Here is a 13,659-nt window from a genome sequence, read left to right as displayed (position 1 = left end):
AACCAGTTACGCCTGACGACCATAGCAAGGTGGTACCACTCCTTCCCATCCCGAACAGGACAGTGAAACGCCTTCGCGCCGATGATAGTGGACGGACGTCTGTGAAAGTAGGTCATCGTCAGGCTTTTATTCCGCAAAACCCCACAGGTAATCCTGTGGGGTTTTGTCTTTGGGCGAACGGAATGCGATGCACGCAACTCGGATAAAGAAACCCCCTCGCGGCTGACGCCGCGAGGGGGTTTTTAATTGGCTGAAGGGAAAACCAGGCGGAGTGAGAGCAAAGCCGTCACAGCGCAGCCGTCCCAGTAAAGTCACTACGGCATTGTCGTCAGGGCAGTTGACGGCGCAGGGCGGCGAAGAACAGTTCGGATTGCAAGCGCTCGCTTTGAATCTGCGCGGCGACCTTGCTGGCGATAGCGGTATCAACGGGCTTTAGTGGCCGTCCCGTGGATTGCGCCAGGACCTGCGCGGTACAGGCGCGCTCGAGGAAAAAGAGGTCGTCGTAGGCGTAATCGAGGCGTTCTCCGCAGACGACGACACCGTGGTTGCCCAGGAAAACAATATCGGCGCCTTGCATGGCGCGGGCAATGCGTTCCCCTTCGCTGATGTCCAGCGCCAGGCCGTTATAGTTTTCGTCGATGGCCAAGCGTCCGTGGAAGCGCATGGCGTTCTGCGACAACGTGGTGTCCAGCCCGCGATCGGATGTCAGCGTCAATGCCGTGGCATAGGGCATGTGCGTGTGCAGGACACAGGCCTTGCCCGCAATACGGTGAATGGCGGCATGGATGAACATGGCGGTGGGCTCCACTTCGTGGCGGCCGGCCAGCTTATTGCCGTGAGCATCGATCAGCACGATGTCGTCCGCCTGCACCTCATTCCACATCAAGCCGCGCGGGTTGAGCAGGAAGTGGTCCGGATCGCCAGGCAGTGCCACGCTGAAATGGTTGCACACGCCTTCGCCCAAGCCATGCGCGGCGGCTGCCCGCAAAGCAAGTGCCAGATCCGCGCGAAGCGCGGTAACGGGTTCGGCATGAAATAAAGCATCGGCGAAGCGGGGGTCTTGATTCATGACTGCCTTCAAGGATTAGGAGAGGAATGCGGGCGCCTGTCTCGATCAGAGCCAGCCGGCCTCGCGGAACAATTCGGGCACACGGTCCAAAGTGGGTACGGTAGCGTCCGGGCGATAGTCCGGCAAGCGTTTGCGGCCCGTGCCGCGGTCGATCCATACGCAACGAAAGCCGATGTCCCGGGCCGCGGCATGGTCCAAATGGGGGCTGGCGCAGATATGCACCACCTGATCGGGTGTGACAGCCAGGCTATTGTGGGCATGAGCGAAGATCTTGCGCGAAGGCTTGTAGGCGCCTGCCTGCTCGGCAGTGATGACACGGTCGATATGGCCCCCCAACCGGGCGACATTGCCGGCGATGATCTGATCGTCCGTATTGGAGATGATGCATAGGCGGAAGCCGGCCTGCTTCAAGGTGGCCAGCGTTTCCACGACTTCGGGGAACGGAGGCATGGCGGAGATGCCGTCGATCAGCATTTCGGCGTCTTCTGGACGATATGCGAGGCCCAGGTCCTGCATCGTCAGACGCAGCGATTCGCGCGTGATGTCGGCAAAGGCACGGTGCGGCGGCGTGCGTTCCAACCGGTGTTCGTGTTCATCATAGACATGCAGGAACTGTGCTGGCGTGGGTGCGTCTTGCGCATCGGTGCTGGCCGACAGGATCCGCGAGACGGCGGCTTGCAAACCTTCGTCCCATTGGATCAGGGTGCCGTAGCAGTCGAAGGTCAGCCATTGGGGACGGGAGAGGTGATCCAGCGGCATGTCGGTTTCCTCGTGAGTGAAGTGCCTGGGATGGGATCAGCTTACGGTCCGGCTTTGAAAGTCGTAAAATTAATAATTAAACTCACTTCAGTTGATAAATAGATATCAACCCGTCTGGCCAGTGTCGATAGGTGGATATCAAATCCTCTATGTTGGATCTTGAACTCCTGAGAACGCTGGTGTGTGTCGTGGATGAAGGCAGCTTCACGCGCGCGGCTGGCCGCGTGCATCGCACGCAGTCCACAGTGAGCCAGCAGGTGCGCAAGCTGGAGCAGACTGTCGGCAAGACGCTTTTGCTGCGCGATCGCGCGGGCGGCGATGTCGTGGCGACGGAGGACGGCGAGTTGATGCTGGCCTACGCGCGTCGTCTGCTGGCCATGGCTGACGAAGCCGAGCATGTCGTGGCGGCACCGCGCGCGGCGCGGGTGTTGCGGTTGGGCATCCCGGAAGACTTCGACGTGTCTCGACTGACGGTGTTGCTGGCAGGCTTTGTCGCTCGGCATCCCGACGCGCGGCTGCAGACGATCAGCGGCATGAGCACGGATCTGCGCGACCGACTTGCCTCGGGCGATCTGGACCTGGCGCTGGTCAAGCGGGAGCCGGGTGACGGCGCCTGTCTTGCGGCGTGGCCGGAGCAACTGGTATGGGTGGGCGACAAGCGTCATCTGGCGGGAACCGATGCCGTGCCGCTGGTGCTGTTTCCACAGGGCTGCATTTATCGCAAGCGGATGATTTATGCGCTGGAAAGCGCGGGCCGGGCTTGGCATGTTGCGTATCACAGCCATAGCCTGGCAGGCGTTCAAGCTGCCGTGGCGGCGGGACTGGGCGTAAGCTTGCTGCCCGCGTTCGCCAAGTTGCAGACGCATGCGCTGTTGGGTGCGCAAGACGGGCTGGCGGCGGTGCCGCCGACCGAGCTGGCGATCGTGGGTAACCCGCGCGCGGCAAGCGGCCTGGACCGCCAGTTGGTGGCGGCGTTAACGCAGGCCGTCGAGACGGATTTCCAGCGTTTGGCCGGCCTATAGCGCACAGTGTGGCTGGCGTATGAGGATGATGGGAGCGTCACAGGGGCAGCTTCGCGCCGCCTCAGATCAGGAGCCATGCCCGCTGCGGTGGCCGTTAATGCAGGTCACCGTCCACGTAGTACCAGCGGCCGTTTTCCCTGACGAAGCGGCTGACTTCATGCAAGCGGTGCGCGCGGCCGGCTTGGCGGCTGCGGGCAACGAATTCCACGGTGGCGTGGTCGGCGTCCTGATCACGGGCTTGCTTGATAGCCAGCCCGAGCCACTTGAGATCAGGCGGATTCGGCTCAAGGGAGGCGGGCCGGGTGCTGGGATGCCAGGTGGCGAGCAGGTAGGGCAGCTTGTCGAGCACGAAAGCGCTGTAGCGCGAGCGCATCAGCGCTTCGGCCGTGGGAGCCTGCATGGCCAGGGGGCCTTCATGCCAGCGCCCGCAGCAGTGTGCGTAGGCCGCGCCGCCACAAGGACAGGATGCGGTCAGGGCCGATGATTTCTTCGTCACGATGTGCAGCGGGGCGCCTAGGCGCGCAAGTCGTCGTAGTCGGGGTGGCGTCGCATGTAGACCTCGGCGTAGGAGCACAAGGGGCGAACTTTCCAGCCGTTGACGCGTGCCGTTTCCAGCGCGAATTTGGTGAGTTCGGCCGCGATGCCGCGGCCGCCCACCTGGCTGGGCACGCCGGTATGCACGATGGCCATGACATCGCCTTGCAGTTGATAGTCCAGTACGCAAAGAACGCCGTCTACGGTGGCGGTGAAGCGGGACTGCCCGGGGTCTTGGGTGACAACGGTCATTCGGATATTCCTTGGTCGAGTCGAGGTAGGAAGCCAAGCGTTTAGGTTACCAGCACCACGCAGCCGGCGCAGGGCACCGGGGGCTTCCCAGGGCGCATCGCCCTCTTCAGGGAGAAGGGGGCTGGCCGCCCAAGGTCTTGAGCAGCGCCGTGAGTTGGGCGTCGCGTTTTTCCACGAGCTCGGCGATGCCGCGTTGACCGGCTTCGGCGTTGACACCTTCAATGAGGCGCCGTTGCAGTTCGGGGGTGACCTGGGGTGCGCCGAGGTCGTCCCACCACGTCTGCACGGGGCCCAGCAGGTGGTCCATGAAGTTGGCCAGGCCACCGGCGCCGCCGCCCAGGTTGAAGGTCATATGCGGGCCGAACAGCGCCCAGCGCAGGCCTGGGCCTTGGGATACGGCGGCATCGATATCGGCCACGCTGGCGACATTCTCAGCGGCCAAGTGGATGGCTTCGCGCCACAACGCGGCTTGCAGGCGGTTGGCGATGTGGCCGGGCACTTCCTTGTTCAGGCGGATGGGGTATTTACCCATCGCCCGATAGAAGGCGATGCTGCGGTCGATGGTGTCCGCGGACGTCTGGTCCCCACCTACCACTTCGACCAAGGGGATCAGGTGCGGCGGGTTGAACGGATGGCCGATGACGAAACGCGCGGCATGGCGGCAACGCGATTGCAGGCGGCTCATGATGAGGCCCGACGAACTGGAAGCGACGATCACGTGCGGCGGCAGGATGGCGTCGATGCGCGCGAAGAGATCGGTCTTGAAGTCTTCTCGTTCTGGCGCGTTTTCCTGCACGAAATCCACGCCGGCCAGGGCAGTGGACAGATCGGGGTCGAAGCGTAACGCATCGGATGAGGCGCCTTGGACCACCCGGCCCAATTCAGCCAGCACGGGCCATGCCGCATCCACGCGCGCGCGGGTCTGCGATTCGGCATCGGGGGACGGGTCGCAGACGACGACGTCCAACCCTTGCGCCAGAAAGAGGGCGGCCCAACTGGCGCCGATGGTGCCGGCGCCGACAATGGCGACGCTGCGGATGGTCGGATTGGACGTGGCGGTGCTGGGCATGCGGCTCTCCGGTTTTGGGGGGTCACCGCATTGTGAAGCAAACACCGGACCGTTGCCACGGCACGGATCTGACGGCAAGATGGCGGACGTTGAGGTACATGCGGAGCGCGACGTGGATAGTCTGTCTTCCGGCCAATCGGCCGTGCCGTATTTTTGCCAATGGGAGTCGGCCCACCTAGCCGGATCGTTCATCCGGAAAGAGCTGGCCCTGGCCGACGATCCGGCGTGGCGGACCTCTGGGGCGCGGGACGTCGAGGAATACGCCCGATGGGCCAATCATGTCTGTGGCATGGCCTGCCTGAAAATGGTGCTGGCGGCGCGCAGCGGGCAGATCCATCCCACGCTGGAGCTGGCTCGGCGCAGCGTGCCGTTCGGCGCCTATACGGACCGCGACGGCGAGATCAAGGGGCTGATCTATGCGCCGTTCGTACGCTTCGTCGCCGACGAGTTCGGCCTGGATGCCCGGGTGCACGTCGGGCTGGGCGCCTGCGAACTCCCGGCGGTGCTGGAGGACGCCGACTACTTCATGGCATCGGTGCATCCGGACATCCGCCAGACCGATCGATTCCCGTCGACCAAAGGCGGCCATCTGGTGCTGGTGACACGGGCGAGCGCCACGTCAGTGACATTTCATAATCCGTCGGGCGAAGTCGGAAGCCAGACGGATGTAGAGTTGCCGCTTGCCGTATTCGACGCGTTTTTCGCCGGCCGCGGCATCGCCATCCTGCCGGGCGGAAAAGGGTGAGGCGTCAGGCATTGCGGCCATGCCGCAGATGCCGCCAGACCAGCACGACCGCAGCCGTGTAACTCGTGGCGATGACGACGTATGCCGCGGGCAGGCTGGCGCGCCAGTCGGGCAGCAGGTGCAGGATCGTGCCCATCAATGCCACACCCACCAGCGCGCCGGATTGGCGGTTGGCGTTCAGCGCGGCGGCCGCGCTGTTGGCATGCTGCTTGCCGGAGACTTGCATGACGACGCTGGTCATGGCGGGCACGGCGATGCCGACGCCCAGGTTGCCAAGCGCGACCATGGCGGCGAATGGCCAGTAGGCCATGTCCGGCGAGAACGCGTAGATGCCGGCCGCGCTCATGAGGGCGGCAAGCGACACGCCGCCCAGCAGAGAGGCCGAGACGTTCCAGCGTGCCGAGACGCGTCCCGAAATCATGTTGCCGATGGAGAACACGGCCAGCATGGGGACCAATTGGATGCCCGTCTGCAGGGCGTCGGTGCCGCGCGCATGCTGCAGGAACAGGCTGAGCAGGAACAATTGCCCATAGGACGCCAGGTTGATCAGGAAACCCACGCCGTTGGATGCGGCGAATTGCGTCGTCTTGAACAGGGCGCGCGGCAGGATCGGTTCGGCGTGGCGGCGTTCGCGGCGCACCAGCAGGACGACGGCAATGGCGCATAGCGCGGCGACGCCCGCGATCCGGCTTGATGTCCAGCCATAGGCGTTGCCCTGGATCAGCACGAAGCACAGGGATGACAACGCGATCACACCCAGCAGGTGGCTCAGCGGATTGAGCGCGCGGGGGCGCCGCGGAGCCGCCTGGATGCGTCGGCGGGCCAACCACAGGCCGGCGACGCCCAGCGGCAGATTGATCAGGAAGATGCTGCGCCAGCCGAATTGGTGAATCAGCACGCCGCCCAGCAGCGGACCCGAAGCGCCCGCTACCGCGACGATGGCCGACCATGCCGCCAACATGCGGTTTCGCACGTGCTCGTCCTCATAGGCGTGCGTCAGCAAGCTCAGGGAACTGGGCATGAACAGGGCGGCGCCCACGCCTTGCAGCATGCGGGCGGCGATCAGCGAATTGCCGTCCGGCGCCAGGCCGCAAAGCAGCGACGCCAGCGTGAACACGCCCAGGCCACACAGGTAGATGGTCTTTGCGCCGTAGCGGTCCGCCAGGGCGCCAGCCACCAGAAGCAGGGCGGCGAAGGTAAGCGTGTAGCCGTCCACGATCCAGACCAGATCGGTGAGCGGGACGGTGAACTGCAGGGCGATGCTGGGCAGCGCCACGTTGACCACGGTGACGTCCAGCATGGCCATGACGAAGCCGATGGCCAGCGTGACGAGGGGCAGCCAGCCGTTGGCGGGCTGGAGGTCCACGGCGGGGACGGGAGCAGGCGGGTGAGGGCAGGCGGTAGACATGAGGGCGATGGGCGTTGCGGCATTTCGAGGGGGCAAGCTTAGAAGTTTTTCTTGATGCAAAAAATCCCTATAACTGCTTTATAGTCATGCAAAATTGCATCAAATAGCGCCGCGCGGCGCGGTAAATAAAGGGTGTCATGGACTGGGACAACGCCAGGATTTTCCTGGCCATCTATCGCATTGGCACGTTGCGAGGCGCGGCGGCGTTGCTGCAGATCGACCAGGCGACCGCGGGCAGGCGGCTGGCGGCGTTGGAGTCTTCGCTGGACGCACGGCTGTTCCTGCGCACGCCGGGCGGCTATGTGCCTACCGCGGCAGGCGAGCTGGCGTTTGCCGCCGCCGAACGCATGGAGCAGGCGGCCGATCAGCTACAGCGGCAGATGCAGGGGCTGGATCACCGCTTGTCCGGGGTGGTGCGGGTGGCCGCTTCGGAAACGGTGGCGAGCTACTTCATCATGGAGGCGATCCGCCGGGTGCACGCGCAGCATCCGGACATCCGGGTAGTGCTTTCAGCGTCGATCCAGATCAGTAACCTGACGCGGCGCGAGGCGGACCTGGCGATCCGCAACGTGAAGCCCGACAGCCCGGACTTGATCCAACGCCATCTGGCGCGCAAGGAAGTCGGGCTGTACGCGTCGCGCAGTTATCTGGCCCAGCATGGCGAACCGCGGCCGGGCACGGCATTCGCCGGCCATGCGCTGGTGACCTATCAGCAGTCGGTGCTGCCGGGCTGGTCGGACACGTTCTGTGGCGAACCCACGGGCAATGGCCATGTGGCGATCGAGCTGAATTCCGGGCTGATGATCATCGAGGCAGTGGCGGCCGGCCTGGGGATAGGCGAGGTGCCCACGCACATGGCCGCGGACTATCCGGACCTTGTCCGCATCTGGCCAGCCCGCAGCGAACCCTACGACCTGTGGCTGGTGATGCACGGCGACCTGAACCGCACGGCCCGTGTGCGGGCGGTGGCGGACGCGATCGTGGATGTCTTCGAAACCGGCGGGTAGCGAACGCGTGCGCGACCAAGGGCAGGACCAAGGGCTGGGCCGGGAGACGCTTGGGCGGGCCGCGCAACTGCGGTAAACCGTGGCTTGTGGGCGGGCGCTGCAGGCGCTAAGGTGGGTACCAAAATCATCCCTCAGGAGTGACGCGTGTCCGAAATCTGGCGTTTATCCGCAGTTGAACTTGCCACCCGTATTCGCAATCGCGACCTGTCCGCCGTGGACGCGGCGCGTAGCGCGCTGGATCGGCTGAATGCCGTGAATCCTGCGGTCAATGCGGTGGTCGACCACCGTCCCGAAGACGTACTGGACCAGGCGGCGGCGGTGGACGCCGCCTTGGCGCGCGGGGAAGCCCCCGGCATGTTGGCCGGCGTGCCCGTTACCGTGAAGGTCAATGTGGATCAGGCGGGCTATGCCACCACCAACGGCGTCAAGCTGCAGAAGGACCTGATTGCGTCGGTCAATAGCCCTGTCGTCGACAACTTGCGGCGGGCCGGCGCGGTCATCCTGGGCCGCACCAACACGCCCGCGTTTTCGTTGCGTTGGTTCACGAACAACCTGGTGCATGGCGATACGCGCAATCCCCGCAATGCGGCGCTGACGCCGGGCGGCTCGTCGGGCGGGGCTGCCTCGGCGGTCGCGGCCGGCATCGGGCATCTGGCGCACGGCACGGACATCGCCGGGTCGATCCGCTATCCCGCCTATGCGTGCGGTGTGCATGGGCTGCGCCCGTCGCTGGGCCGCGTGGCTGCGTACAACGCCGCCTTGCCGGAGCGTTCGATTGGCGGACAATTAACGGCCGTGTCGGGGCCGTTGGGGCGCACGATCGCCGATGTGCGCTTGGGGTTGGCAGCGCTGGCCGCGGCCGACCCGCGAGACCCCTGGTGGGTGCCCGCGCCGTTGGTCGGGCCCGAAGTGCCGCGGCGCGCCGCGCTGTGCGTGAACCCCGAAGGCATGGAAACCGAACCGGCGGTCGTGAAGGCCTTGCAGGAAGCCGCCCGCAGGCTGACCGAGGCCGGCTGGACGGTAGACACACTGGATTCGCTTCCGCCGCTGCAAGAGGCCGCTGATCTTCAGATTCGCATGTGGATGGCGGACGGCTATGACGGCATGTTGGCCGCCGCCGAAAAGGAAGGCGACCCCGGGGCGCTGGTTGCGTTGCGTGGCCAACGCGATAAGGCCGCGGGCGCGGACTTGAACAACTTTTCAGCCGTGCTGACGCGTCGCGCGACGCTCACGCGCTTGTGGGAATTGTTCTTCGTGGACTATCCCATCCTGCTTTTGCCGGTGTCGGCCGAACTGCCGTTTCCGGACAATCTCGACTTGCAGGGCGATGCAGCCTATGCCCGCGTGTGGCGGGCGCAGCTGACCCAGATCGGCGTGCCCTTCATGGGTTTGCCCGCGTTGTCGGTTGCGATGGGGCGCGCCATGAGCAGCGTGGGGCAGAGTCCGGTCGGCGTGCAAATCGTGGCGGGGCGTTACCGGGAAGACCTGTGCCTGGCGGCAGGCGAAGTGATTGAAGCCGCCGGCGAACCCGTCAGCATCGCGGAGCCCGAGCCGCGTTAGTTCAACGGGGCGTAGCGGCAGGCAGGGGCGTGGCGCCTTGCCACTCGCTGCGCAGCAACCCCATCATGCCGGTGTCCCAACGCTCGTCACCCGCTCGGGTGGACGAGCGCCTGACGCCTTCCATGGTGAAACCCAGCGCCTGGTACGTACGGATGGCGGGGGTATTGAACATGTAGACGTTCAGCTCCAGGCGCTCGATGCCGGGTGTCTGGAAGGCCTCTTCGATCATCAGCGTGACCATCGGCCGCGCAAGACCCTGCCCGCGTTCGGCAGGGGCGATGGCGACGCGGCCCAAGCGCGCATTGCCGTCGCGCCAGTCGTACGCCAATTGCGCATGGCCCACGGGCGTGCCATCACGGCAAACCATCCAGCAGCGGCGGTTGGGCGGCCGCGTTTGCCCTTGCGCCAGCATGTCGTCCATCTCTGCTTGCGTCAGTGGGAACGACAGGTGCGAGCCGCCCCACTGCACGACCTCCGGCAGGCTTGCGAACCAACTGGCCAGCAAGGGAAAGTCTGAATTCGCGAAGGGGCGCAGGGTCAGCATGGGGCGGGCTCTGGTGCGGTCTGTGGTGCGGGTATGCGGCGGCTTACTTGCTGAACTTCAGGCGCAGCACGCCAAGATCGCCGTAGGTTATTTCGATGTCTTGATTGGCGGGCACGTCCAGGAAGCCGGCGTAAGACCCCGTAATGACATGCTGGCCCGCATGCAGGCCCAGGCCCTGCTCGCGCAGGAAGTTGGCCAGCCAATACAGCCCCGCCTTGGGGTGGCCGTTCGGGTGGAAACCGGCGTGCTGTTCGATTTCCTGGCCGTCGACTGCCAGGGTCAGGCTCATGCTGGCGGGAGCCGCTTCAGGCGAGGCGATGCGTGGACCCAGCACGATGCCCTGGTTGAACATATGGTCCGCCAGCAGTTCCGGCAGGCTGACATGTTCGGGGGAAGCATAACGGCAGCCCAGGACTTCCAGCGCGAGCCGCGCGCCGCCGATCGCCGCATCGACGTCGGCTTCGGAGTAGGGGGTGTCGCGCGCCGGCAGATCATGCGCCAGTTCGAACGCGATTTCGGGTTCGATGCGGACGATGGCGGTGCGGCTGGCGATAGGGCCGGCTTCGGCGTAGGCCGCGTTTGACGCATAGATCGGCGCCACCACGGTTTTTTCCGGCGACGGCAGTGCGCTCTTCCAGGCCGCGATGCGGTCTTGCCGGGTTTCTTGCAGCAACTGCGCGGTGCGCTGCTGCACGGCGAACGCCTGGCCGAGCGACTGCGGACGGCAGGCGGCGGGCAGCCGAGGGCCAGCGACGCCGGCATCGCGCGCGGCGATCAACGTGCGAGCCGCTTCCAGGCTGCCGGGATAGTCTTCGATTCTGATCTGCATGGGGTCAGGCTCCCAGATAGAGCATGATCCACAGCACGATCATGGCGATAAGACCCAACCAGCAAGAGCCCCAGAACCCGACGATGGGCCACTTCAACGCCAGGGGCGTCTTTTTGGGATCGACATGGCCAAGCAGGTCGTTGGCGTTGCCGATCAGCCAGACGCGGGTGCCGGGGAACATCAGGCGGAAAAAGTAATCCAGCATGATGGCTGCCTGGATGGATAGCGGGTACTGCTTGAACGGGCGGTGCTGCAGGTATGGGTGTTTCAGCGTGGCGTTGATCTGCTTGCTTTTGAAGAAGAACAATACGATGCCGCTGATCGAGCAGGTGATGAAGCAGAGCACGAATAGGCTGAAGGCCATGGCCATGACGGGTGAATGCATGGGGGGTCTCGAGAGTGCGCGGCGTGCCGCGTCGGGATGATAAGAAGCCTGGAAAATCCTGGCCATATTGTAGAAGGCTTGGCGCAGCCCCGTGTTCAGGGCTGCGTCAGCGATGCGCAGGTGCCGGGGTTCCCCCGGCGTGCGCGGCGGCCGGAGATCAGCCGCGTGTCTGGCCTTCGCCGCTAAGTACCCATTTCAGCGTGGTCAAACCTTCAAGGCCGACCGGGCCACGGGCATGCAGGCGGTTCGTGGAAATTCCGATCTCTGCGCCCAGGCCGTACTCGAAGCCATCGGCGAAGCAGGTCGGCAGATTGACATAGACCGAGCTGGAATCCACCTCGCGCTGGAAGCGCTGCGCGGCCGACAGGTCTTCCGTGACGATGGCGTCGGTGTGGCCCGAACCCCAGCGCGCGATGTGCTCTATGGCGTCGTCCAGCGTGTCGACGATGCGCACGGCCAGGATCGGACCCAGGTATTCCGTGCCCCAATCTTCTTCGGTGGCCGGAGTGATGTGCGGCAACAGGGCCAGCGTGCGCGGGCAACCGCGCAGTTCCACGCCGTGCTCGATGAAGGCGGCGGCCAGCGCGGGCAGGATGGAAACGGACGCCACGGCGTCGACCAGCAGCGTTTCCATAGCGCCGCAGATGCCGTAACGGTAGGTCTTGGCGTTGAACGCGATGCTGTGCGCCTTGTCGGGATCGGCTGCCGCGTCGATATAGATATGGCAATTGCCATCCAGATGCTTGATGAGCGGCACGCGCGCTTCTTGCGACAGGCGGGCGATGAGGCCCTTGCCACCGCGCGGCACGATGACGTCGATATGTTCGGTCATGGTGATGAGCTTGCCCACGGCGGCGCGGTCGGCCGTGGCCACGACCTGCACGGCGTCCGGCGGCAGGCCCGCGGCGGCCAGGCCCGTTTGCACGACCCGGCCCAGCGCGATATTCGAGTGGAGCGCTTCACTGCCGCCGCGCAGGATGGCGGCGTTGCCGGATTTCAGGCACAGCGCGGCGGCGTCGATCGTGACGTTGGGGCGCGATTCATAGATGATGCCGATCACGCCCAGCGGAACTCGCATCTGGGCCACGCGCATGCCGTTGGGGCGCACGGTGGTGGCGGTGATACTGCCGATGGGATCGGGCAGGGCGGCGATCTGACGCAGGCCCTCGGCCATGTGGGCAAGGGTCTTGTCGGATAGCGTCAGGCGGTCCAGCAAGGCGGGATCCAGACCGTTGGCGCGGGCGGCGGCAACATCTTTTTCATTGGCGGCCTTCAGCTCGTCGTGGCTGGCGGCCAGCGCGTCGGCCATCGCCAGCAGCGCCTTGTTCTTGGCGGCGCTATTGGCCCGCATCATGGCGCGCGAAGCGCGGCGGGCATTCTCGCCCAGGGTCAGCATGGCGTGTTCGATGGAGGACGAAGACATGGCGGCGTCGATCATGGAGTGGGGGCGGCGCGGGCGCCGTCTAAAGATTCAGTGTATATCCGGCTGGAGGGCCGGGCGTAGGGGGCGGTAGCGAGGCGAAGGCGGCGGCAATGCCGCCTTCACGGTCGTCCGCCGGCGGCGGCCACGCGCAGCGCCAGCCGGGTCATTTCTTCCCAGGGATCAGACAGGCGACCGGGCACGGAAAGGCCCTTGATCAGACGGTCGACGTCGTGGGCATGTTGCACGGCAGCCGGCCAGACGCCGGGCTGCACTCGGCCAAGGGCTTGCAGCGCCAGTCGTTCGTGCGCGCCAAAGATGCGTAGCCGGCGCATCAGGCCGCCGGCGTCCTGCCCCAGCGCGCGCGCTTCCGCGACGCGGGCCAGCAGACGGATCTCTTCGCCGACTGCCCACAGCACCAGCGGCAGCGCTTCGCCTTCGGCGCGCAAGCCGTCGATCATGCGGATGGTGCGGGAAATGTCGCCGGCCAGCATGGCGTCGCGCAGACCGAAGACGTCGTAGCGGGCGACGTTCAGCACGGCGCGTTCAACGTCTTCCGAGGCCAGTTGGCCTTCAGGATAGAGCAGTCCGAGTTTCTGGATTTCCTGGTGCGCGGCCAGCAGGTTGCCTTCGACCTTGTCCGCCATCCATTGCAGCGTCGCGCTGTCGGCGCGCTGGTTCTGGCGGGCCAACCGCATCCCGACCCAGGCCGGCAGCCGGCCGCGTTCGATATTGGCAATGTCGACCATCACGCCGCCGCGGGCAAGCGCCTGGACCCAGCGGCTTTCGCGGGTGGCCTTGTCCAGGCGGGGCAGGGCGATCAGGACCAGGGTGTCCGCATCCGGCTGTTTCTCGGCCTGCTCGGCCAGCTTGGCCAAGGTGTCGGCACCGGACTTTCCGGGCTTGCCGGTGGGAATCTTGATTTCAAGGATGCGGCGGTCGCCGAACAGCGAGACGCTTTGAGTGGCGGCGGTGACCGCGCTCCAATCGCTGCGCGCGTCCATCACCATGGACAGCCGTTCGGTGTAGCCGGGGGGGGGGGGGGGGGGGGGGGGG

15 protein-coding genes and 1 rRNA gene are annotated in these 13,659 nt (G+C 65.4%); 5 read left to right on the top strand and 11 right to left on the bottom strand.

Annotation, left to right across the window (positions count from 1 at the left end; genetic code table 11):
* The first annotated feature begins 11 nt into the window (after positions 1-11).
* Positions 12-124, top strand: a 5S ribosomal RNA gene (gene rrf, locus ACE039_RS09095).
* 204 nt (positions 125-328) lie between these two features.
* Here the strand turns inward: rrf and ACE039_RS09090 are convergent.
* Positions 329-1,069 carry an aldolase gene (locus ACE039_RS09090; RefSeq protein WP_448711124.1) on the bottom strand — a complete coding sequence of 247 codons (741 nt, stop codon included), beginning with the start codon at positions 1,067-1,069 and terminating at the stop codon, positions 329-331.
* Between the two features lie 45 nt (positions 1,070-1,114).
* On the bottom strand, positions 1,115-1,828 hold the full coding sequence (locus ACE039_RS09085) for a haloacid dehalogenase type II (protein ID WP_485822173.1): 714 nt from the start codon (positions 1,826-1,828) through the stop codon (positions 1,115-1,117).
* A 149-nt stretch (positions 1,829-1,977) separates the two neighbouring features.
* Between ACE039_RS09085 and ACE039_RS09080 the strand changes: the two genes are divergently transcribed.
* A complete protein-coding gene (locus tag ACE039_RS09080) occupies positions 1,978-2,850 on the top strand; it encodes a LysR substrate-binding domain-containing protein (protein WP_485822172.1) in 873 nt (290 codons plus the stop codon).
* A gap of 94 nt (positions 2,851-2,944) precedes the next feature.
* Here ACE039_RS09080 and ACE039_RS09075 read toward each other — a convergent pair whose 3' ends face one another.
* From ACE039_RS09075 to ACE039_RS09065, 3 genes are all read right to left on the bottom strand, one after another.
* Positions 2,945-3,346: a YchJ family protein gene (locus ACE039_RS09075; RefSeq protein ID WP_485822171.1), complete on the bottom strand. Its 402-nt coding sequence runs from the start codon at positions 3,344-3,346 to the stop codon at positions 2,945-2,947.
* 17 nt (positions 3,347-3,363) lie between these two features.
* A complete protein-coding gene (locus ACE039_RS09070) occupies positions 3,364-3,636 on the bottom strand; it encodes a GNAT family N-acetyltransferase (RefSeq protein ID WP_105557808.1) in 273 nt (90 codons plus the stop codon).
* A 106-nt stretch (positions 3,637-3,742) separates the two neighbouring features.
* A complete protein-coding gene (locus tag ACE039_RS09065; RefSeq protein WP_310030577.1) occupies positions 3,743-4,705 on the bottom strand; it encodes a 3-hydroxyacyl-CoA dehydrogenase NAD-binding domain-containing protein in 963 nt (320 codons plus the stop codon).
* Here ACE039_RS09065 and ACE039_RS09060 point away from each other — a divergent pair.
* Positions 4,659-5,450 (top strand): hypothetical protein, encoded by a 792-nt coding sequence (locus ACE039_RS09060; protein WP_485822170.1) that lies wholly within the window; start codon positions 4,659-4,661, stop codon positions 5,448-5,450. The two genes, ACE039_RS09065 and ACE039_RS09060, sit on opposite strands and share 47 nt — an antisense overlap.
* A gap of 4 nt (positions 5,451-5,454) precedes the next feature.
* Here ACE039_RS09060 and ACE039_RS09055 read toward each other — a convergent pair whose 3' ends face one another.
* Positions 5,455-6,858, bottom strand: a complete 1,404-nt coding sequence (locus ACE039_RS09055; protein WP_448711131.1) for an MFS transporter — start codon at positions 6,856-6,858, stop codon at positions 5,455-5,457.
* A 137-nt stretch (positions 6,859-6,995) separates the two neighbouring features.
* Here ACE039_RS09055 and ACE039_RS09050 point away from each other — a divergent pair, with 137 nt between their 5' ends.
* Both ACE039_RS09050 and ACE039_RS09045 read left to right on the top strand, forming a co-directional pair.
* Positions 6,996-7,865 (top strand): LysR family transcriptional regulator, encoded by an 870-nt coding sequence (locus tag ACE039_RS09050; protein ID WP_105557812.1) that lies wholly within the window; start codon positions 6,996-6,998, stop codon positions 7,863-7,865.
* Between the two features lie 144 nt (positions 7,866-8,009).
* Positions 8,010-9,425, top strand: a complete 1,416-nt coding sequence (locus tag ACE039_RS09045) for an amidase family protein (protein ID WP_448711134.1) — start codon at positions 8,010-8,012, stop codon at positions 9,423-9,425.
* Between the two features lies 1 nt (position 9,426).
* Here ACE039_RS09045 and ACE039_RS09040 read toward each other — a convergent pair whose 3' ends face one another.
* The 5 genes from ACE039_RS09040 to holA all read right to left on the bottom strand — a co-directional run.
* The gene (locus ACE039_RS09040) at positions 9,427-9,969 is read right to left on the bottom strand and encodes a GNAT family N-acetyltransferase (RefSeq protein WP_485822169.1); all 543 of its coding nucleotides are present in this window, start codon (positions 9,967-9,969) and stop codon (positions 9,427-9,429) included.
* 43 nt (positions 9,970-10,012) lie between these two features.
* Complete coding sequence (locus tag ACE039_RS09035; RefSeq protein ID WP_485822168.1) at positions 10,013-10,798, bottom strand: 2-keto-4-pentenoate hydratase; 786 nt, start codon at positions 10,796-10,798, stop codon at positions 10,013-10,015.
* A gap of 4 nt (positions 10,799-10,802) precedes the next feature.
* Positions 10,803-11,183 (bottom strand): hypothetical protein, encoded by a 381-nt coding sequence (locus ACE039_RS09030; RefSeq protein ID WP_448711139.1) that lies wholly within the window; start codon positions 11,181-11,183, stop codon positions 10,803-10,805.
* Positions 11,184-11,340: 157 nt separating this feature from the next.
* Positions 11,341-12,621, bottom strand: coding sequence for a glutamate-5-semialdehyde dehydrogenase (locus ACE039_RS09025; protein WP_485822167.1), 1,281 nt, complete (start codon positions 12,619-12,621; stop codon positions 11,341-11,343).
* A gap of 104 nt (positions 12,622-12,725) precedes the next feature.
* On the bottom strand, positions 12,726-13,659 hold a 934-nt coding region (gene holA, locus ACE039_RS09020; protein WP_485822166.1), incomplete at its 5' end, for a DNA polymerase III subunit delta.

This window comes from Achromobacter maghribensis, from assembly GCF_057334215.1.
This window is presented reverse-complemented; position numbering and strand designations above follow the sequence as displayed.

What these genes read in the sequence shown, in the direction of transcription:
- ACE039_RS09080 (WP_485822172.1), top strand. Translation starts at nt 1,978, where the DNA reads ATGTTGGATCTTGAACTCCTGAGAACGCTGGTGTGTGTCGTGGATGAA.
- ACE039_RS09025 (WP_485822167.1), bottom strand. Translation starts at nt 12,621, where the DNA reads ATGATCGACGCCGCCATGTCTTCGTCCTCCATCGAACACGCCATGCTG.
- ACE039_RS09060 (WP_485822170.1), top strand. Translation starts at nt 4,659, where the DNA reads ATGGCGACGCTGCGGATGGTCGGATTGGACGTGGCGGTGCTGGGCATG.
- ACE039_RS09040 (WP_485822169.1), bottom strand. Translation starts at nt 9,969, where the DNA reads ATGCTGACCCTGCGCCCCTTCGCGAATTCAGACTTTCCCTTGCTGGCC.
- ACE039_RS09085 (WP_485822173.1), bottom strand. Translation starts at nt 1,828, where the DNA reads ATGCCGCTGGATCACCTCTCCCGTCCCCAATGGCTGACCTTCGACTGC.
- ACE039_RS09050 (WP_105557812.1), top strand. Translation starts at nt 6,996, where the DNA reads ATGGACTGGGACAACGCCAGGATTTTCCTGGCCATCTATCGCATTGGC.
- ACE039_RS09070 (WP_105557808.1), bottom strand. Translation starts at nt 3,636, where the DNA reads ATGACCGTTGTCACCCAAGACCCCGGGCAGTCCCGCTTCACCGCCACC.
- ACE039_RS09055 (WP_448711131.1), bottom strand. Translation starts at nt 6,858, where the DNA reads ATGTCTACCGCCTGCCCTCACCCGCCTGCTCCCGTCCCCGCCGTGGAC.
- ACE039_RS09035 (WP_485822168.1), bottom strand. Translation starts at nt 10,798, where the DNA reads ATGCAGATCAGAATCGAAGACTATCCCGGCAGCCTGGAAGCGGCTCGC.
- ACE039_RS09030 (WP_448711139.1), bottom strand. Translation starts at nt 11,183, where the DNA reads ATGCATTCACCCGTCATGGCCATGGCCTTCAGCCTATTCGTGCTCTGC.
- ACE039_RS09090 (WP_448711124.1), bottom strand. Translation starts at nt 1,069, where the DNA reads ATGAATCAAGACCCCCGCTTCGCCGATGCTTTATTTCATGCCGAACCC.
- ACE039_RS09065 (WP_310030577.1), bottom strand. Translation starts at nt 4,705, where the DNA reads ATGCCCAGCACCGCCACGTCCAATCCGACCATCCGCAGCGTCGCCATT.